15 protein-coding genes are annotated in these 20,511 nt (G+C 38.8%); 10 read left to right on the top strand and 5 right to left on the bottom strand.

All coding sequences use genetic code 11. The annotated features are described in order from the left end of the window. Nucleotides 1-108: 108 nt before the first annotated feature. From ACVW2L_RS02875 to ACVW2L_RS02855, 5 genes are all read right to left on the bottom strand, one after another. Nucleotides 109-447, bottom strand: a complete 339-nt coding sequence (locus tag ACVW2L_RS02875) for a LytR/AlgR family response regulator transcription factor (protein WP_457126447.1) — start codon at nucleotides 445-447, stop codon at nucleotides 109-111. A gap of 609 nt (nucleotides 448-1,056) precedes the next feature. Continuing rightward, entirely contained in the window at nucleotides 1,057-1,380 is a 324-nt protein-coding gene (locus ACVW2L_RS02870) for a LytTR family transcriptional regulator DNA-binding domain-containing protein (RefSeq protein ID WP_457126446.1), read from the bottom strand. A gap of 43 nt (nucleotides 1,381-1,423) precedes the next feature. After that, entirely contained in the window at nucleotides 1,424-2,188 is a 765-nt protein-coding gene (locus tag ACVW2L_RS02865; RefSeq protein ID WP_457126445.1) for a GLPGLI family protein, read from the bottom strand. Between the two features lie 7 nt (nucleotides 2,189-2,195). After that, the gene (locus ACVW2L_RS02860; RefSeq protein ID WP_457126444.1) at nucleotides 2,196-4,988 is read right to left on the bottom strand and encodes an outer membrane beta-barrel family protein; all 2,793 of its coding nucleotides are present in this window, start codon (nucleotides 4,986-4,988) and stop codon (nucleotides 2,196-2,198) included. Between the two features lie 41 nt (nucleotides 4,989-5,029). Continuing rightward, the gene (locus ACVW2L_RS02855) at nucleotides 5,030-5,851 is read right to left on the bottom strand and encodes a hypothetical protein (RefSeq protein ID WP_457126443.1); all 822 of its coding nucleotides are present in this window, start codon (nucleotides 5,849-5,851) and stop codon (nucleotides 5,030-5,032) included. A 399-nt stretch (nucleotides 5,852-6,250) separates the two neighbouring features. Between ACVW2L_RS02855 and ACVW2L_RS02850 the strand changes: the two genes are divergently transcribed. The 10 genes from ACVW2L_RS02850 to ACVW2L_RS02805 all read left to right on the top strand — a co-directional run bounded on the left by ACVW2L_RS02850 (nucleotide 6,251) and on the right by ACVW2L_RS02805 (nucleotide 20,467). After that, on the top strand, nucleotides 6,251-8,044 hold the full coding sequence (locus tag ACVW2L_RS02850) for an O-antigen ligase family protein (RefSeq protein ID WP_457126442.1): 1,794 nt from the start codon (nucleotides 6,251-6,253) through the stop codon (nucleotides 8,042-8,044). Nucleotides 8,045-8,319: 275 nt separating this feature from the next. Further along, nucleotides 8,320-8,562 (top strand): hypothetical protein, encoded by a 243-nt coding sequence (locus tag ACVW2L_RS02845; protein WP_457126441.1) that lies wholly within the window; start codon nucleotides 8,320-8,322, stop codon nucleotides 8,560-8,562. A gap of 119 nt (nucleotides 8,563-8,681) precedes the next feature. After that, entirely contained in the window at nucleotides 8,682-9,722 is a 1,041-nt protein-coding gene (locus ACVW2L_RS02840; protein WP_457126440.1) for a hypothetical protein, read from the top strand. Between the two features lie 23 nt (nucleotides 9,723-9,745). Beyond that, nucleotides 9,746-10,267 (top strand): hypothetical protein, encoded by a 522-nt coding sequence (locus ACVW2L_RS02835; RefSeq protein ID WP_457126439.1) that lies wholly within the window; start codon nucleotides 9,746-9,748, stop codon nucleotides 10,265-10,267. Between the two features lie 46 nt (nucleotides 10,268-10,313). Then, nucleotides 10,314-11,294, top strand: coding sequence for a signal peptidase I (gene lepB / locus ACVW2L_RS02830; RefSeq protein WP_457126438.1), 981 nt, complete (start codon nucleotides 10,314-10,316; stop codon nucleotides 11,292-11,294). Between the two features lie 98 nt (nucleotides 11,295-11,392). After that, entirely contained in the window at nucleotides 11,393-11,755 is a 363-nt protein-coding gene (locus ACVW2L_RS02825) for a BlaI/MecI/CopY family transcriptional regulator (protein ID WP_457126437.1), read from the top strand. A 3-nt stretch (nucleotides 11,756-11,758) separates the two neighbouring features. Next, the gene (locus ACVW2L_RS02820) at nucleotides 11,759-13,396 is read left to right on the top strand and encodes a M56 family metallopeptidase (RefSeq protein ID WP_457126436.1); all 1,638 of its coding nucleotides are present in this window, start codon (nucleotides 11,759-11,761) and stop codon (nucleotides 13,394-13,396) included. 664 nt (nucleotides 13,397-14,060) lie between these two features. Next, the gene (locus tag ACVW2L_RS02815; protein WP_457126435.1) at nucleotides 14,061-15,341 is read left to right on the top strand and encodes a 6-bladed beta-propeller; all 1,281 of its coding nucleotides are present in this window, start codon (nucleotides 14,061-14,063) and stop codon (nucleotides 15,339-15,341) included. A gap of 59 nt (nucleotides 15,342-15,400) precedes the next feature. Then, entirely contained in the window at nucleotides 15,401-18,259 is a 2,859-nt protein-coding gene (locus ACVW2L_RS02810) for an outer membrane beta-barrel protein (protein ID WP_457126434.1), read from the top strand. 240 nt (nucleotides 18,260-18,499) lie between these two features. Further along, nucleotides 18,500-20,467, top strand: coding sequence for an AAA family ATPase (locus ACVW2L_RS02805; protein WP_457126433.1), 1,968 nt, complete (start codon nucleotides 18,500-18,502; stop codon nucleotides 20,465-20,467). The last annotated feature ends 44 nt before the right edge of the window (nucleotides 20,468-20,511 follow it).

The following is a 20,511-nucleotide window of genomic DNA, read 5'->3' as shown; positions in this document are numbered from 1 at the left end:
ATCCAGAATAATAGCATCAGCTAGCTAGACTGCAACTAAAACCGACTATCTTCCTTGTTTCTAACAAATCAACTATGAGTACTTAACTAACATAAAAATGAGGCATTACTAATCAGTTATTACGTTTCTTCCCATCATATTTAATAAGTGTTTTAATGTCACTGTAAAAGGTATGACATGGTCATTTTCCAATTCTAAGCAGCGCTTTTTCTTATCAATTATTTTAACAAATCGCATATTAACTAAATAGGACTGATTAACCCTTATAAAGTCTTTTTGACTTAATTCGCTTTGAAACTTTGTGAGCGACTTTACTATTAAAACTCTATTACCTGTAATTAAATAAATGCTAGTATAGCAACTATCAGATTGACAAAATAAAATTTCGTCGGGATGTACAAAAAAAATATTATCCTGTTGTGATAAAATTATCTTCTCAGTGGTCATAAGGTTAGGTTTTGTGTAACAAATATATAGCATAAAACCGGTTTAGCAAATCACTTGAAAAAAACATGATAAACTGAAAAATCCTGGCAATGCTGATAAGTTGGTAGATTGCTTTAGATCAAAACACTGAAAGAGATTACAAACCATACCATATTTTATCAACAACTCCGTTATTACATCATTGGGTTATTAACCATTTATCTAAATGGATTATCAGACATGGTAGCGCATCATAAAGGCCCAAAAACGGGTTGGAACCGATGTTATAATTTATCCCTTAAAAAGCAATTTTGCGCAAATCTTCCAAGAAACAGTTCAAAACAAGCCAAGTGTGGGCTACTTATTTAATCAAATGAAGAGACTATACATTATTCTATAAGGGCAGTTTTCGAACGCCTTTTAGCAGAATGTCGCAAATATACATGCAAGCCCCGGCCGGTACGTCCTAACTTTAACGCACTTTAACATGGTTAGACATTAAATTGATTGGCCAATATAACTTTGGCTATAAATAACCAATCATTAGCAATTCCCTTTTGATTTTTTTTCAGATTTGATTTGAGTCCTGCAAAACGATATTTCAGGCTTACCGCATAACTCCTTAAGTTCTTATAGCAGTTCCATCAGCTCTTTTAATGTTATGGTAAACGGAATAGAATAGTCCTTGCTCATATTTATAAACTTTCGCTTTTTGTCTATTGCCTGAATATGATCCTTGTTTATCAAGTAAGACTGGTTCACCCTAATAAAATTCATTGCATGGAGATCGTCTCTTGCTACTTTGGCCAGCGACCTTACAAGTAGCAGATTATTGCCATCTACCGTGTACACGGTAGTATAACAGTTCTCAGATTTGCAAAAAATGATCTTATGAAAATCAATCAAATAGAGATAATCGCTTTGCGGAATGAGTAATTTATTATTAAGTGTCATATGTTTTTATAGGTTAGGTTAGGGTACTGTCGTCGTGTTCAAGTCATAGCTCCATTGCTTTATAGTATGATTGTTGATTCCGTAAGCCGTTTTTTATTAAGGGCGCAATTTTGGCCCGAAACCCTTTAGCATCATATTGATTGCCTTTTCCGGGTAGATTCAAAGCAGGCACTTGCGTGTTGGTTACCTTTGTCGCAAACCATGTCACATTTTCATAGGGAAGAGCAATGCCGAGGATCATTCCAGGCAGACCAAAGAAAGATTCAGGGCCGCCGGAAACGGGTATCTGATCAGTATAAAAGGCGACAACATAGACTGAATCCAATGTCAAACCATTGGCGCGATGGCAGGCATAGCCAGCAATATCCCGCGTTTCTCCAGTTAGTTTCCATTTAATTTTATTTGAGGTGTCCTTTATTAAAAACGTTTCACCAAGTATGGTGCGCTGACTAATGTAGCTATGGCTTCGCAGGTCGGTATAAGTTATTTTATGCTGGTGAGCCATGGGCAGATCGAAAAAGCTGTCCGATGAAGGTGGTTCGGGTTCAGGAGAAAATACGGTAATATGATCATTAAAACTAAGATTAGCAATAAGCGGTTTAAACTGCGGTTGGGTTTTTTTATATTGTTCAATTACCTGTGCTGTTACGCCATCCTTGTTTTCTGCATACGTCTTTGCTATAAGCGCAAACATATTAATACGTTTTTCAAATTCTATGGTCCCGCTCCTGATAAACCTGACACGTTGGGCAAAGGAACTGAAAATGGCCAGTGCCGTAAATACTATTAACATAAAGGTCGTTCTCATGGTTTGTTTATTGTTTTTTACTGTTAACCTGATTAAAATCCCAGGAAATGGAGAACATCAGGTATCTTCTTATTGTTGTGAAATTGCTTTGTGTAATGATATTTCCGGAGGCAGACCTGCTAAATCCGTTATTCTGATTCAACAGATCGTATGCAGATAAGGATAACTTTAAATTGTTTTCCTTCAAAAAGCTCTTACTTACAGTTGCGTTCCAAAGGGTACGTTTGAAGTTTTCATCAAAGCTTCGTGATTTACCGACAAAAGTGTATGTGATGTCTGTAGCCAACTGTAATTTTGCTGGTAAGTATAAGCTCAAAGAACTCTTGCCATTGAAACCGCTGCTGTTGCCATTGAACTGTTTTTGAAGTGAAGATTGGTTCTGGTTATAGGTTGGCCCCATAGAAATAGTGAAGTCATATTTTTTTAATACAGCCTTATGCAGATTAACTGACCCAGAATAGGTTGACGATGTGCTTTGAGCTAAAACATTGTTAATATAGTTATAGTACGAGTTACCATAAACATTGATGCTAACACCTATATTAAAATCGGGCCCCTTGATCTTTCTCCCCCAAAAAGTATAAAAACTATAAACATATGGCTTGTGTTTGTCTAAATTAACATATTGGATTGTACTGGCTCCGGTAGCAACATCTGTGACCGTCCAATTAATAACCTGATTAGTTGTATAGGAAAAATTACCGCCAATATTGAAAAACTGGCTCGTTAATGTGCGGTATGAACTATAAGAAATCACAAACCTGTTAGAAAAAGAGGGCTTCAAGCCTGTGTTCCCTAAAAAGACATTAAGCGGGTCTGTATTAGTACGAATAGGCTGTATTTGCATGATTGTAGGGGATTGTGCGTTTCCATTATAATTGAAAGAGAAGTTTGACTGCTGGGAAATCCTGTATAAATAAGAAAATTGCGGATACCAATTAACAAAATGCCTATTTAGTGTATTTGAATTATTTACATTCAACTGGTTGAACGCCACATCCGCCACTTTGCTGCCGAAGTTTAAGACCGTTTTTTTTCTTTTATAGTTAACAATAACCCCGGCTTGGTTTATCGTTTGGTTAAGATTGAAGTTGTTACTTAACGCAGCATCAAGGGCGCTATATACATTTGGAACTAAAGCGTTAAAAGATTTACGGTCAGAGGTGCTCCGGTTAATCACCAACCCGTAATTAATCACCACGGTAAATATCTTTCCGAGCGGCTCAGTGTAAGTCAGATTAGTATACAGTATATTGTTTTTACTGAGGCTTGTTTTATACTGATCAATAGCGGTTAAGCTATCGACTTGATTGTTGCCCGAAGGATTATAATAAGTTGTGGAGGACTTAAGATACCCTTGACTATCGCTATCATCACTATGCCCTCCCAAGTAGGCTGAAAGGGTCCGGTTTGGCTTCTTGAATTTTTTTGTGTAAAAAAGGCCAGCGTTATAAAAATGTTCGTGGCCGCTGTTCATTATGTCTCTGATGTTTTTATTTTGTAGCGTATCCATGCCTAGGTAACTGTACGCATTGTAGTTGGTTAGGGTGGAATTGTTTCTTTGAGTACCATCAAAGGTTATCTTCAATGTTGAACTTGTATCGAGAGCGATTTGATAAGAAAAGTCGAATTTCTGACGGAAAATAGAATTGCTAAAATTTTGATTTTCGACTGTATTGGTTTTGATTTTCAAAAAATTCTTTTGGGTCTGCACATTCTTATCGCCGTTCACATCGAGCCAACCGAATTTGTAATTCACATTCAGCGATAGTGCGTCAGCATTCCATTTATTATCATAATGGGCGCCTCCGGTTTTGGCACTGGGAATTCCTTGCCCATTATAGCGGCCGTCAAATGAATCAAGGTCATTATCACCCCCTGTCATATTGATCAAGACGCTCCCATCGATTATTTGCACATTGTTAGCATATGCGTAAGTTTGATTATCATCAAAACTTAAGCCGGTTTTGCCGGTATTGCCATTGGTTGTGTATAGAGCAAACTTGCGTTTGCCTTTAAAAGCGTTGTACATGCCTTGCACTTGATAATAACCGTCCGTTCCTTTACCCGCCTCCAACTTTCCAAAATAGCCATATTTCTTGTCCTCTTTGAGTTTGACATTTAATGTCTTGGTTTTTATTCCATCATCTACACCCGTGAAGGCTGCCTGATCACTCTTCTTGTCAAATAGTTGGACTTTGTCAACCATGTCGGCACGGATATTTTTTGTTACCAAGGTCGGGTCATCACCAAAAAACTCTTCACCATCAACCAAAACTTTGCTGATCGTTTGCCCCTGTGCGGTGATTTTTCCATCTTTGTCTACCTGTATTCCAGGCAATTGTTTCAACAAATCCTCAACCTTGTCATTTGGTTGAATAACGAAAGCTCGTGCGTTGTATTCTGTGGTGTCCCCCTTGAACTTGATAGCCGTTACCTCGCCTTTTATGATAACGTCGCGTAACAACTTCGATTTCAACTGTAAATTGATTGAACCAAAGTCTTTTGATCGACTATCATTGTTTACTGTGAAATCTTCCACGTAATCTGCATACTGAGGGTATCTAACAATGAGAGCGTACTTTCCAGACGAGAGGCCGTCGATTTTAAATGTTCCTTCAGGCGATACTCTAATAAAGTTGACCAATATAGAATCAGAAGAATTGATAACTACGACAGAAGCATCAGCCAACGCGATTTTTTCTGTGCTGTCGTTCACCATTCCTTTGATAGAATATGTATTTTGGGCAGCTGCTGCGATTGTAATAAAACAGAAAAATGTGATAAGGATAGGTTTCATAGGTTAATAAGCGTTTAAGAGTGTATTGCGGAAAGCTTCAACTACTCTGGTAAAACCCTCAGCAACACCTTTCCTGTTCCGGAATCTGTTTCCACAAGGAATTTACTGTCATCTTTACCTAAATCTGCCTCCCAGCTTTTGGTCTGTATATCTTGACCGGACTTTAATGTTATTTCGAGTTTCGTAAGTTTTCCCAGGATGTATGTCGGCGAGGATTTTAAAGTAAATCCTTGTTCGCTTAATTTATCACTGATTCGTCCGAATTCGTCGCTATCATAGCGGTTCGGGTAAATCAAATATTTAGAAACAATATTCGCTTTTCCACGAGCATTATTTTTTGTATCTATTGAAATGACACTTGTCGCCATATTTTTTTTTATAGCGCTTTTCGGCAAGGTTTGGCCCATTATTGTTTTTGCCGGTTTATTTTCCGTAAGATCAGTAATCTGGGTTGCGAAGTTGTTAACTGATTCGGAATCCTTGTTTTTCATCGTAATGATGTATATGGCCTCTTTTGTCTTATATTTTTTTAGCAGTGAATTATCTGTCAATACATATGATTTAAAAACATCCCGGCGTTTAAGACCCAGTACTATTTCTTCGCTAACGGATTTTCCATCAAGAAAGTAAAGCATTTTGGTGCCATTACCATCACTCACCTTGTTCATGAAGTTTCCGCTGGTATCCGATAGTTTTTCCCTGAAGTTATTCATCGATTGTAGATACATAAGCCGTTTTTGTTCAAAGCCATCCGGTTTTGAAAATTGGCTTCCTGATGCAAAGGCGGTAATTGTGAACAAAAAGGTAATTAAAAGCGTCAGAATACTGACTTTTCGCAAAGCGAGGAATAATGTAATTTTCATATGGTGATATATTTAGTTTAGTTGGTATTCATTTCGCTATAGAGTTTTTCAATCTATAGAAGGGGTAATTCGAAAGCAGTTTAGGCACAGCCTCGGTACGAAATTTACGTAAAGATACGATCATTTCGTTTGGTTGCAAATAAATTTAAAATTTTATTAAATAAGGAATAACAGATTTTCACATAAATCCTGTAATTCATGGTGATTTAATGTGAATCCTTGATGAGATACCTTAAATTCTAAATACATCTAAAACCCTGATAATTAATCAAAAAAATTAGGAGAAATTGCAGGAGAAATCTAAACCAACAACATACACTTTATCGAACCTAATTGGTTTGTGTATACATCTCAACCTGTTTAAACGTGAACTTCTCTAAGAAACTCTTATATATGCTAATGGGCGGGCTGATGGCCGCTATACTGTTAATTAATTCTTTTGTTTTTGATCGAGCCACGCTCTATCCTACCCAAAACGGTCAATTATTCTTTCTCATTATCTGCGGAATTTCGTTAGCTGTTTTAGTATCGCTTTACGCTATAATTGATTCTAAAAGAGTTCTTAGCTGTATTACATTTCCTGATATCTTGCTATTCATATTGCTGTTTTATTTCTCTATTCATACTTATTTGTTCTATAGGTCAAGAGCACCAATTGAAGCGATGGGGATTTTCGCATTGGTGCCTTTATATTTGACTGTGAGGTTATTGAAAACCGACCTCTTAATCTATCTGTTGATTGCATTAATGATCGCGGGGATAGGGCAAGCGATTTACGGGATGCTCCAGCTTTATGATCTGCTACCATCATATCATAATATTTTTAAAATTACCGGAGGTTTTTTTAACCCCGCACCCTACTCTGCCTATCTTATTACTGCTTTTCCTATTGCTATGGGGTACCTCCTTTTCAGGGAGAAAGCCTCCACTAACATGATAAGATTTTATGAAGCAATCGCCGCGATTACAGTGGTTGCTATCATTTGCATTCTGCCGTCAACTGCGTCAAGGGCTGCAATTATCGCGCTTGTTATTTCCTTCATCTATCTTATTCTGAAAAGATTTCCGAACAATCTCATAGTTCAGCGTAAAAAATACGCAATTATGTTCATCGGATTGTTCGCACTACTAGCATTGACTTTTGGTCTTTATAAGATAAGAACAACATCAGCTGACGGCCGACTACTTATCTGGAGGACCTCTTTACAAATGGTTTGGGAAAAACCGCTATTAGGCTATGGTTTTGAGCAATTCAAAGCTGAATACATGAAACAGCAGGCCAACTACATCACAAGGGGCGGCGCGTCAGATGTTTTTTCTTCGATTACCGAAAACGTTGATTATCCATTTAATGAGCCGCTACACATACTTATTGAGTTTGGCTTCATCGGCTTACTGATCTGCACGCTATTGGTCATTATATTGTTTTTCGAACCAGAGGAGCCAGAAAAAGAAGAAATAGACAGTCATCTTATTTATATGCTCCGAGCCGCCTTATTATCGCTGCTGGTGTTCAGCTGTTTTTCATATCCATTCGAAATATGGCCTGTACTTGTCAATACTGTCTTCTTACTTGCGGGAATTAGCAACCTAGGCAAGCCATTATCAATAAACAAATTAAACTCCACTGTAAAAAAAACAATAGTGATTCCGTTTGGTCTCCTGGTATGCCTTGTTGTGCCGATGCTATGGATCAAACTGAATCAAAAAAGGGACTCGTACCATAGTTGGAAATATGCTTCGCTCTTATACAATAAGCAATATTATCAAGAAAGTGTCACAAGTTATCGAAAAGCCTATCCAGCCCTCAATAATAATGGGCTCTTCCTCGCACATTACGGAAAAGCCCTGCTAATGAGTGGGCAATATGCTAATGCCGTAAAAATCTTGCAAGAAAGTCTTTTTTATCGCGCGGATCCGATTATATATACCGATATGGGTAACATTTATATGCAGGCAAAGTTGTTTGTCGATGCTGAGAAGATGTATCTGATGGCCTACCGTATGATGCCCTCGCGCTTTTATGCTCCGTATCTGCTCGCCAAACTTTATTACAGATCAAAAGAACCCGCTAAGGCGCTACGTATGGCACATGAAGTATTAGAAAAAAGAATTCGGATACCATCGCCGGCAATTACTGAAATAAAACAGGAAATGAAAGAATTAACCTATCAATTAAATAAAACACCATGAAAACTTTAACCAGGCTGTTACTTATAGTGTTCGCGGTCGCGATTCTATCATTTAATTTAAAAAAGAATCTTTTGAAGCACCAAACCACCACTCTTACACTTAACAATATAACAGCATTGCAGGCATCCGCATCGGAAGTCGGTTGTGATAATACGACTCAAAGCTATTGTGAGGCATCCCTCGGTGCTGTTACTGTTAGGGGTACGGGACAGCCTTTCATCAATTTTTGATCAATAACAACTATTATAAACATATCTTAAAAAAAACAAATCAGTATGAAAACAACTACAAAAGTAATGCTTGCCGCCTTTGCGGTAGGTGTAATGGGCTTCAATTTATTGAACGCAAAAACAACCAGTTCATCATCATCAACTGCGTTGTCATTTAACAATATCAAAGCGTTACAAGCGTCGGCTGGTGAATCAGGATGTGACAAGACTTCATCGGTGTATTGCAGTATAACCACTCCAAGCGGAACGTTAATCGAGGGTGAAGGTCAACCTTGGTACAAAGATTAATTCTAATTTTTAAATACTAATTAACGTTGTTATTGATCTGGTAAAGGATAAGCCTTGACCGGTAGTATCATGTATACAACCAGCGACTTTGTTGCTGGTTGTATTAATTATATGATTAAATGAAAATACCTATTCTACTCATAGCAGCTGTGTTTACCTGTGCCTCGTGTAGCCGGGAACCTAAAATCAATATATTTAAAACCCAAAAGGAGTTGACTGCCCAGGTCATCATTCAAGGTAAAAAACTAATTGACCCCTGGGATATAGAATTAAAAGACTCGCTTTTGATTGTGGCGAATGCTGGGGGGAGGCCACTTCTTGAAATTTATAACACGAATGGGAAGCTGATCTCAAAAGGACTCCCAGCCGATCAAAAGCAAATAACCCTCGTCGGCTTAATACAAAGCACTGATGTAGGCGGTCTGCTGTACGTCAATGATATGCATTCGCGCAATGTTTTCACCCTCACGTTGCACAATTTGCTCAAAAACCCGGTGGGGAAGCCTAATATATTGTCCGATGTTGTAGGTTCCCGATCGAATGAATATGAAAAAAAGATGGTCACCAATAAGTTTATTATCAGCGAAAGTGCATCACCAAAGGGCAGGATATGGTCTTTCAATAAAAGCGATCACCAAACAAAATATTATTTGCGGTATCCGGCAAAAATCAACAAAAAACTGACGGACCAGAAAAATGCGAAATTATTTAGTTCCTCTTTTGCGATCAGTCCTGATCAAACCAAGGTGGGCATGGCAACTTATAACTGTGACATGCTGAACATCATGCACGTCTCCTCCCAGGGCCTCGATTCGGTTTGGTCAAATTACTATTCTTTACCCAATAACATCAAAGTCGAAAAATTTCTTAATGCAATACAATATTTCGTAACAGATGAAACCATCAAAGGGTATTTACACACGGACGCATCCAATCGATATTTTTATGCTTTATATTCGGGTAAGAGATGTGGCGATCCCGACCGCCAGTTTGCAAATACTATCAGGGCCATAAGTTGGGATGGCAAACAGGCGTTAGAATACCATTGTAACCGTCTCATCAAACGAATCGCAGTATCGGCGGATGACCGATTTTTATATGCAATAGCTGTAAATAAACGTGACGACTCACCAGAAATTATAAAATTCAATCTCAAATAATTATGAAAAAAGTATGTTTTTTTATGTTGATTTCAGTTCTTATCTCATGTAAAGACAAAAAGCAGGTTGAATGGGATAATCAGGCCGAAAAATTCGTTGCCACCTGGGAACACAAGAAATTTTCTTGTCCGAAAGAGGCTCCCGTGTTTAATGACAAGAACGGCTTGCTCAAATATAATCAAAGTAAACCTTATAAGCTTATTACTTATGTAGACGGCACCTGCGGCACTTGTGTCAATGGGTTGTTATTTTGGAAGAACTTCTTAAAAGCAAATAACATACAGGATTCTAAGTGTGGTTTTCTGCCATACATTTTCGCTTTTGACGCGAACGACTTCCAGAAGGACGCCATTGAAAAATTAGATCTCGGCTTTCCGTGGCTTTTTGACAAAAACTCCAGCATAGTAAAACTCAACGGCATTTATGATAAACGATTCCAGACGGCGCTTGTCAATTCATCAGGGAAAGTGCTGCTTATAGGCGACCCTGTTTTAAATCCCGCGTTGAGCGAACTTTATGCAAAGACGATAAAAAACCTTCAATAAATTGGTCTTAGTCATTACAATATTGGCATGGGCCATTATATTTCTAATGCTGTTTTCACTCATAATGGTCATCGGGCATGTAGGAAAGGCTAAAGAAAAAGGTGTTTTAAAGATTTTAAAAGTACCCATCCTGTTTATGGCGGTGTTTATTGGCTGTATATTGGTCAGAGTATTTTTCTTCGAAGTCTATTATATACCCAGTGGATCGATGGAAAACACTTTATTTGAAGGCGACTATGTCCTGGTAAGCAAAATTAATTATGGGCCACGAATTCCTTCTAAAATTTCTGAGATACCGTGGCTCAATTTTTTTTCTAATGGTGAATCAGTAAACCCGTCTGAAAGACGTCTGCGAGGCATTGGAACAATCTCTGCTAATGATGTTCTGGTTTTTAATAATGTCCACGACGCCGACAACTACTACGTTAAACGATGCATAGGCTTGCCAGGGCAATCAGTTTCCATGAGAAATAATAAAATTTGCATTAACGGTAAAGAATATGCGGAAACAGAAAATATAAAAAATAACTTTCAGATAGTTTATGATGGGGAGAACTTTTCGGAAGCAATGCGGAATGCCGGTATTATTTACAACGAGGATTGGTTAAGCAGAAACAATACTCATAAGGAAATTTCACTTACGGCCATGCAAAAACTGAAGCTGCAATCTATTCCGTCCCTTAAATTTCTTGTTGACAGTTCAAAAAATGATAGCGTTACATTCGGACCACTTTGGATACCCAGGAAAGGATCAACAATTGATTTTCAGGGAAAAAATAAACTCTTATACCGAAATACCATCGCACAGTTTGAATCGAAAAGGTGGGTGAATAACTCTGCAAGGCCCTACATGTTCAGCAAAAACTATTATTTTGTTCTCGGAGATAATAGAGTTGCCTCAACCGACTCCAGGGTATGGGGGCTTTTGCCAGAAAGCTACGTTGTTGGCAAAGCAGTGATGGTCATATTCTCTTTTGGAAAGAACTCCGGAACCCGATGGAACCGATTCTTTAAGCCAATACGCTGACATAGGAGATATTTATTTAAAAAAACTACTGCTAAAATACTAATATCATTTTTGTTATATTGTTTGTAAATCATAACTTTACGAACCAACCGTAAGCAATGGAAAAATTGTCACACCAAGAGGAAGAAGCTATGCAAGTGATATGGCAGTACGGGGAGGGTTTTATTAAAGATTTTTTAAACGGAATCGAAGATCCAAAACCGCCTTATACCACCCTCGCTTCAACTATCAAAAATTTGGAACGTAAATCGTTTTTGAAAAGTGAAAAACTCGGCGGGTCTTTTTGGTATAAGCCAATTATCAAGGAAGAAGATTATAAAAAGCGCTTTATGAGCGGATTCGTGGATACGTATTTTGAAAATTCGTATAAAAACCTGGTGACTTTCTTCGCTAAAGAAAAGAAAATAACCGCTGGCGAACTACAAGAAATTATTAATCTTATCGAAAAACCTAAATCTTAAAACATGCCCGCTCTGTTTGTTTTTTTATTAAAAATAAATATGGCATTGCTCCTGTTCTGCTTAGGTTATTACTGCGTGCTTAGGAGACTCACGTTTTATTCGCTTAACAGGGTATACCTGGTTGCCGCCATCGTTTTTTCCAGTGTTTATCCTGTTGTGCATCTCGATGGTTTTTTCCGGCAGCATGAAAAGGCTGTTATGCCTGTAAAGAGCGTGGTTATGAGTTTTAAGGAACCTACCATAAACCTAATACGGCCAGTGGTCCAGGAAGCACAGCGGTGGCATTGGACAGAAGCTCTGTTTTACTTTGGAGTTGGCGCATTTGCTTTAAGATTATTACTTCAATTTCTTTCTTTATACCGGTTGTACAGAGAGTCAGTTCCAGGCGAGTTGTGTGGGCAACCGGTAAGGATTATTAAAAAGGACATCAGTCCGTTTTCATTTCTGCAAAACATTTATATCAATCCTACAAAACTAAGTAATGAGAACCTGCAAAATGTTATTAAGCACGAGCAGATTCATGTCAAGCAATGGCATACCATTGATATTCTCCTTGCTGAAACAAGTGCGGTGTTCTATTGGTTCAATCCCGGAATATGGCTTATAAAAAAGGCAATGCGAGAAAATATTGAGTTCATTGCAGACCAAAAGGTATTGCAAAAAGGTATAGACAGTAAGGCCTACCAATATAGCCTTTTAAATGTGAGCGTCAACGCATCAAATTCTCTTAATATTACAAGCTCCTTTAACTTTTTGACTTTAAAAAAACGGATTGTGATGATGAATGCCAAGAAGTCATCCCGATTCACATTGGCTAGGTATGTTCTTCTTGTTCCGATATTGAGCTTAGTGCTTTTATGTTTTACATTGTCGGCACCGATAGTAGTTAAAAATGCGGTCAAAGCTATCAACAATCTGGATATACCAAAACAAATAATTTCCTTAGATTTTAACAAGACAGACGCTTATGCTCAAAAGAAACCTATAACAACCGTTGCTCTTGCATCTGATGTATCCGATCATGCCGCGACTTCAAAAGTTCTTTTTTCGTCAGATAGCCGTGACTCATCAAACTATGTCCTTGAGGGGGAAAGCGTGCCAAAAGAAAACATTGGCCGATTGCATTCAGAAGATATCGGCGATATTTATGTTTTAACTTCTAAAGAAGCTGATAAGTTATCTTATCATTTTGATAGCACTAACCCAGTGGTCTTTATTTTTAAAGCTAAACAGACCGTTGTTTCGGCGTTGAAAAATAAACTACAGGAGATAACCAAAAGCAGACCATCGGGAGATCATATACTCCTTAACAGAAATAATAACACTAGAGGAAATCAAATCAATGAGAAACCTGCCATTTTTTTCTCATACAATAAAGAGGCTACCGAAGATTCTACCAACGTGACGTTTAACTTAATCGGAAAAGACTCTACAGTAACGAAATTAGCTAAAGTGTTTGGCTATGGCAATGCTGAATTTACATATAAGGAATTCAAAGTACAGGCGGAACTTATTGAATACGATAAAGATTCAGGAAAAGGGCTTGCAAGCGGAAATGTCATTGTCACAAAAAAAACCGAACTAGGTGACATTGCACTTAAAGGAAGCAAATTTGCATTCTCCCTTAATGATATGAAGTAGTTTCGTCAACAAAAAGGCCCCTATCTGACTTAAAAGTTAATAATAATTTCAAGAATTGAAGTAGGCAATTAACCGCATTCAAAACTGTAATACAAAAGATCACAGCTTAAGATTCCAAGGGTGTCCATTGAATGATCCTAGTCCAAAAAGAGGATACTTTTGAGGAGGGCTCTGAAAAGTAGTTCGCTCCTGACAACGCCCTTCTTTTATTAAAAATACAAATAACGGTAAGGAGAAGCGATTATTTTTAATACAAACATAAAATAATTATTGAAGCCGTTTACATTGTAATTTAGTTAATGTTCATATCTTCACTTATAAGATTTGCAATTAATCTGTACTCAAAAAATTGGTGAGTGTTTCGGTGAATAAGAAATCAACCAATTCTAAAATATTGAATATCAGCATCAAAAAAGGCAATTCAGATCCCTCCGCCTCCACTTAAATAACAAAGCCTGCCCGCAATAGCGGGCAGGCTTTGTTATTTAAACTGAATTAGTGTTTTTAAGTATTCACAAGGGGTCCAACTTCTCTCCTTAGTAGGTTGTGCATGGTCGCGCCAACGAAATTCCTGTAAAATTTAATTTTAACACACGCCTTTCTTTCATTTAAAAATAATTTGATTATCATTGAAACAGAAACTAAACCTATACACCAATCACCTATGCGGTCACTACTTATCGTGCTTACTATATCATTTTATCTTTTTTTTGCTTTGGCCCCGGCAGTGTTAGCCCAAAAAGTTATTAAAGTGGATTCAAGCGATGTTAAAACTTTGCGGATAGATCCATCAAATGCCGTTGGCGGCGTTGCTTCTGACTTTTTCAGCGAAGTAAATTATATTCCCTTAGAAACTACTAAAGAAAGTCTTTTTGGAAGTATATCTAAATTAGAGATAACTGATGATTACTTCATTATTTTAGATTATAACACCCACGCCATACTTATTTTTACCAAAGCAGGTAAGTTTCATGCTAAAATTAAAAGCTCGCAAAACAGCCAGAATTATATCTACAATTTCTCTGTCAATAAATGGGATAAGCAGATAATTTTTACCGCCGATGGTTATAAAAATCTAACTTATTGTGATTATGATGGAAAGGTTATTAAAACCACAAAATTGGGGGGCGAAACCGCACAAGACGAAATAAGCCAGAGCGAATTCTTTTTTTTAGGACCCGATAAAAGCGTAACCGTCGGAAGCGAAAACAGGCTACAGCCTACAGATAAGTACTACAAACCATTCGCTAAATCGCTTATAATATATGCGCAGACTGACCATAAAGTAACCGCACAAGGGCTGCCGTTCAAAAAATCAGAAGGAAAGATAGAGTATACCTATAATGGTTTAGGTCCCCTAACCAGTTTTGGTGTTGATACCGCTTATTTTTATTCAAAAACGTGGGATTACGCCATATATACAGTAACCCCTAATACCATAAAGTTTACTTATAAGTTTATTTTTCCATTATTAATATCGCTGCCTACTGATTTTATGACCAATAAACTTTACGCTGATAAAAAAGTGGAGTGGACAGAAAAAAACGGGAACGTATTAACTGGTTTAGGCAATTTTTTCAGAACGGGTAATAACCTTGTCTTTAAAACTTTCTCCAGAAATGGCTATAATAACAAGGAGGATAACCTGATCTATAACCTTAAATCAGGCAGCGTGATAGCGTATAAACATATTCTGCAGGATGAACGGTCATACTTTATGCCGATATATGACCAGGTGGGTTGGACGTTTAATGACAGGGGGATATTGGCTTGTACAGGAGGTAGCTTATACACCAGCGTATCAGGCGTGGGCATGTTTAAAGCATATGAGGGTAACGCCGACAAAAAAGTAACATATCCACCGGTTTTGGCCGAATACTTCAAAAAAGGCAGTATGAAAGATAACCCTGTCATTTTGCAACTAAAGTTAAAGGACCAGTTGTAACCCAATCAAGTCCCGCCACAATAAACACTTAAACCTAACACAATTATAAACCTTCAAACGTGAAGATAAAACTTAAGCTGCTTTTTGCTACCATAGCAGCAATTCTAACATTTAATGCAGCATCGGCCCAAACAGCTGCGCAGAAAAAAGACACTATAAATGTAGGCGAGGTTACCGGCCTGGTTAGAGATAGCCTACACAACTACGTTATGCAAGCCGCAACGCTTGCTATCTATAAAGCTCAGGATAAAGAGTTGGTTAGCTATCAGCTAACAAATAACTATGGTAAGTATCAATTTAAACTAATACCGGTGGGCATACCCCTGCGTATTATAGTTACTTATATTGGTTACCAATCATCAATGGTGGAGTTTACCATATCGCCTAAAACAAAAGCGGTAGAGCTTAAAACGATCAACATGGAGCGTGTTGAACATTCCCTTAATGAAGTAGTTATAACTGCGGCGGCGGCGCCTATGCAAATGCGGGGTGATACACTTGAATTTAATGCCAGTGCCTTTAAGTTGGATACCAATGCCGTAATTGAGGATTTGCTGCGTAAACTGCCAGGGGTAACCATTTGGGGCGACGGTGCAATAACCGTTAATGGCAAAACAATAAGCAGGTTATTGGTTGACGGGAAAGAGTTTTTTGGCGGCGACAACAGGATCGCACTTCAAAACATCCAAAAGAATGCGGTACAAAAAGTGCAGGTGTATCAGAACAAACAAGATCCGGACCCCATTTCTCCTAAAACCGAAATGAACATTGTACTTAAGAAAAGCAAAAAAGATGGCTTTTTTGGAAAGTTTGGTTTGGGTAGCGGCACGCAGGATCATTATGCGGGCGATGCAATGATGACTTACTTTTCGCCAAAAACGCAGGTAGCGGTAGCAGGCGCATATAATAATGTAAACAAAACAGCTTATTACGTTAACACCCTGATGAACTTCAACTCATTTAAAGGTGAGGGTATAAATAATGATTACCATACAGATTTTACGCAACCGGGGTCAAATACGTTTAAAGGGGGTGGCTTTACAGTATCTCAGGATTTTAGTAAAGATGGTGATACCCGCCAAAGCTATTACAAAACCAATAATTTGCGCGGCGAATACTTTATACGCGATGCTGCTAACAATACGCTAAGGCAAAGCATGTCTACCATTCAGCTAAACACGGGCGATATTGTACAACAAGGTTATAATAATAGCACAAATAACGAAGCCAGCCAACGTGGTAATGCAACCTACAATAAACGTTTTTTGCATGGCTCGTTAATGGGCTCGGTAAACTACAGTAACGGTAACACCACTTCTGCAAGCAACACTACCAATACTTCAATTAATGTTAATAATGGCAATCAGTCGTTGAATTTGCAACAAAGCAATTCAACCGCAGGCACAAGGCATTTAAGTGGCGACGTGACATTTTCTACTGATAGGTATTGGGATAACGCAAAGCAGAAACAACGATCGCTTAGCGCCACCATCAATTATCGGTTTGACATTATCGACGCTGACAGGGATAGTAAGAATATTACCGACTTAAAGGCAACAGATATTACGCAAAACAAATACATTAACCGCCGTTATTTAAACGATAATACATCTGCAAGCCACACCATAACTACCACTCTAAATGGCATAAATGGCTTGTTACAGCGCCGCACCCCATTTATTATCATTGATTTTAAAAACATGTTGGAAATAAAGGATTATAAAGAAAACAACAATGTTAGCGATATTTTGGCGGGCAACCCCAATTACACGCCCAACGCGGGCTTAACCAACATAACCCATTTAAAAACCATTGATGAGCGGCCGGGATTACAGTTTGTTAAATCTTTTAATAAAGGCCTGGATAACCGTTATTCTAAAAATTGGGATCTACGCCTGATGGCAGAGAACCAGTTTTTTATGCAGCGTAACTCGGCCTTGCAGTTGTTCCAAAACATAAACCGCAATTATTACTATTTTATTCCTTCGGCAACTTTTCGTTATTCAAACTACCAGTATGGCACCAGTAGCCAGACTTATAGCTTAGGCTACAATACCGCTGTAAATTTCCCGGAGATATCGCAATTAGCACCGCTTAATGACAATGCCAATGTTTATAGCATACAGATAGGAAATTTGCGTTTAAAACCTTCATATGATCATAAAGTGTCATTTAGTTACGACTACTATAGCCTTACCACAAAAAATCCATTTAGATGGCAACTGTCAGCCTCGGCAGGGGTTATAAAAAACAATATGTCTGATAGTTCAAATTATGACAATACCGGCGTGGTAGGCCGCTACATCCGTTCAACAATTAACCTTGGCGACAGAAAATATTTTAGCCTAAGCGGTAGTGTTGACAAAGCGCTTAATTTAAAAGATCATCAATTCTCTTTCAATGCAAGGCCAATCACCAATTATTACCGGTACCTGTTAAACTTAAACGGGCAAACGCGCGAAACTAAAACCCAAACACTCAACATATCGACAACGTTAAACTACACGTATAAATCAATATGGTCTGCAAGCTTTGGCGAAAATTTCGAAGGCAACCAAACCGAGCAATTGGGATTAAACAAGTCATCTTATTATAAATGGACAACCAACGCCGGCTTGGCATTCGCTTTTCCACGCAGCGTGTTTTTTAACACCCGGGTAAACTTCAATAACACTAAATCGTCGGGCCAAGCAGACAACGTTTATTTCACCATCTGGAATGCTGATATTGGCTATCGTTTCTTGAAAGGCAATGATGCCGAAATAAAGTTTTCGGTTTTAGATATCCTCCATCAAAATAAGGCTATTTATAACACTGTATATAATAACATCATCACCAGTAGCAGCAATAATGTACTACAGCAATACTTTATGCTAACCCTTGCTTATTACCCACGTAAATTTGGATTAAAGAAGTAAAATTTAATTTACAAACGTCTGCCATCGAATTCAGAACCTAATTTTAACCGAGATCCGAAATAACAGCGACAGTAGTCTCGTCTGACGCGGTGCAGCGGGTGCTGTGGTTAAGGCTATACTGATTTTGCCCTGATTTCTGGCAGTTCGCAGCGCTACTATATGAGAGACCACCGCCGGAACCAAAAATGTAAAAAATTTGCACAATACTAAATCTATTAGTATAAATTTGCGGTATTACCCATGAGTGAACTGAATACCGCCATGCAACTGGCCTCCGACTACCTGGAATCGACCAACACCGTCGTATTCCTAACAGGCAAAGCCGGTACGGGTAAAACTACCTTTCTTCAAAACCTTCGCCGCATTTCCAAAAAGAAACTGGCGATCATAGCACCTACCGGTGTGGCTGCGATCAATGCTGGCGGCATGACCGTGCACTCTTTTTTCCAGCTATCTTTTGCCCCGGTTATCCCGGGAACTCTCGGTCAGGATAGTTTTTACAGCGCAGAAAAGCGGGAACTTTTACAAAACCTGGAACTGCTGATCATTGATGAGGTTAGTATGGTGCGGCCTGACACGCTTGACCAGATCGATCTAATTCTGCGAAATATAAAAGGTTCCGGCCATCCTTTCGGGGGCGTGCAACTGTTATTGATCGGCGATCTTTCGCAATTAAGCCCGATCATCCGCGACGACGAGTGGGGCATCCTACGGCCTTATTACCACACACCTTATTTTTTCAGCAGCCAGGTCTTACAGAAGGCGTCGTATGTACGTATCGAACTGGAACATGTTTATCGTCAAAAAGAACAAGCTTTCGTTGATATTTTAAACGAAGTACGTAACCAACGGCTCAGTGAAACAAGCCTTGTTTTATTAAACGAGCGCTATGTAGCTGATTTCAAACCAGATGCTAACGATCCCTATATTACACTTACCACGCACAATAATATTGCTCAGCAAATCAATTCGGAATGGTTGAGCGCCTTGCCCGGTGAAGAAGTTGAATTTGCAGCTACCATCCGAGGTGAATTTCCTAAAGATGGCTACCCTACCGAAACCAACCTTAAATTAAAAATTGGCGCACAGGTAATGTTCGTTAAGAACGATAGTTCGGCAGAAAAACTGTTTTATAACGGTAAGATAGGTACGATAACGCGTATTGAAGACAAAACGGTTTTTGTGCAAAGTGGCAGTAAAGAAATTGCCGTTGAAGCGCTGGAATGGACGAACGTAAAATATGAAGCCACCGACGAGGAAATTAAGGAAACCAACGCCGGTAGTTTTGCGCAAATTCCGCTTAAACTGGCTTGGGCCATCACCATCCATAAAAGCCAGGGCCTTACTTTTGATAAAGCTATAATTGACGTCGCAGAATCTTTCGCCCATGGCCAGGCTTACGTGGCGCTGAGCAGATGCCGAAGTTTGAGTGGTATGGTCTTACGCAGTCCTATTGCTTCTCACAATATTATTGGTGACCCTGCTGTAGCCCGCTTTAATGAAAAAGCCGAATGGATCAAACCTGATGCTAACAGTTTATTACGCGACCAGGAACAATATCGCCTGTTCCTGCTAAGTGAACTATTCAATTTTGTGCCGCTAAAAACGCGACTCAAAGGTTTTGATATCATGCTGCCGACCTTTCAAACAGAGATAGTGGATGTTGCCGAAAAATTCATCCAGCGAATCAATGCGGAACGCAGCCAGCAGGCGGCCGGCTATTTCCTGGAGAAACTGCGTTCAGCGGTAGAAAGTATACACTTGCAACTACCGCAGCTGATTAACCAATCCAAAGACAAAGCGGCAAAAGCTGATCAGTTGATTATCTGGATGATGAATCGCTTGCGGTTGCTTGACCATTTTGCAACAAATCCATTTTCAACCGAAAGTTATTTAGCCCTCGGCAAAACCAAACTGAATAGTCATAACCATTCGTATCTCAAAGCACTGAACGCGGTGCCAAACGAAGCGCTATACGAACAGATCCTGATCTGGCGAGAAACTACGGCGGCTTCCGAAAAAGTCATGCCGAGCATGGTCCTATCCGAAAAAACTTCAGCAGCTATTGCGGAAAAATTACCGGCAACACTCAAAGCGCTTGGTGCAATAAAAGGTGTTGGCCCGCATAAGGCCAGTCTATATGGCGCAGCGCTTATCGGCTTAATTAGAAACTTCCAGTCCGGGGGTGAACCGGCGGGTTTATTTTAACTATTGGTACCGGTACTTTCCCATTTTACGCATATCAGCTTTGA

Source organism: Mucilaginibacter sp. HD30 (genome assembly GCF_054061755.1).
Note: the sequence above shows the minus strand (reverse complement) of the source record. Positions and strands in the feature narration are given on the sequence as shown.

Coding starts and splice junctions, on each gene's coding strand:
- ACVW2L_RS02875 (WP_457126447.1), bottom strand. CDS start 447: ATGACCACTGAGAAGATAATTTTATCACAACAGGATAATATTTTTTTT.
- ACVW2L_RS02870 (WP_457126446.1), bottom strand. CDS start 1,380: ATGACACTTAATAATAAATTACTCATTCCGCAAAGCGATTATCTCTAT.
- ACVW2L_RS02865 (WP_457126445.1), bottom strand. CDS start 2,188: ATGAGAACGACCTTTATGTTAATAGTATTTACGGCACTGGCCATTTTC.
- ACVW2L_RS02860 (WP_457126444.1), bottom strand. CDS start 4,988: ATGAAACCTATCCTTATCACATTTTTCTGTTTTATTACAATCGCAGCA.
- ACVW2L_RS02855 (WP_457126443.1), bottom strand. CDS start 5,851: ATGAAAATTACATTATTCCTCGCTTTGCGAAAAGTCAGTATTCTGACG.
- ACVW2L_RS02850 (WP_457126442.1), top strand. CDS start 6,251: ATGGGCGGGCTGATGGCCGCTATACTGTTAATTAATTCTTTTGTTTTT.
- ACVW2L_RS02845 (WP_457126441.1), top strand. CDS start 8,320: ATGAAAACAACTACAAAAGTAATGCTTGCCGCCTTTGCGGTAGGTGTA.
- ACVW2L_RS02840 (WP_457126440.1), top strand. CDS start 8,682: ATGAAAATACCTATTCTACTCATAGCAGCTGTGTTTACCTGTGCCTCG.
- ACVW2L_RS02835 (WP_457126439.1), top strand. CDS start 9,746: ATGTTGATTTCAGTTCTTATCTCATGTAAAGACAAAAAGCAGGTTGAA.
- lepB (WP_457126438.1), top strand. CDS start 10,314: ATGCTGTTTTCACTCATAATGGTCATCGGGCATGTAGGAAAGGCTAAA.
- ACVW2L_RS02825 (WP_457126437.1), top strand. CDS start 11,393: ATGGAAAAATTGTCACACCAAGAGGAAGAAGCTATGCAAGTGATATGG.
- ACVW2L_RS02820 (WP_457126436.1), top strand. CDS start 11,759: ATGCCCGCTCTGTTTGTTTTTTTATTAAAAATAAATATGGCATTGCTC.
- ACVW2L_RS02815 (WP_457126435.1), top strand. CDS start 14,061: ATGCGGTCACTACTTATCGTGCTTACTATATCATTTTATCTTTTTTTT.
- ACVW2L_RS02805 (WP_457126433.1), top strand. CDS start 18,500: ATGAGTGAACTGAATACCGCCATGCAACTGGCCTCCGACTACCTGGAA.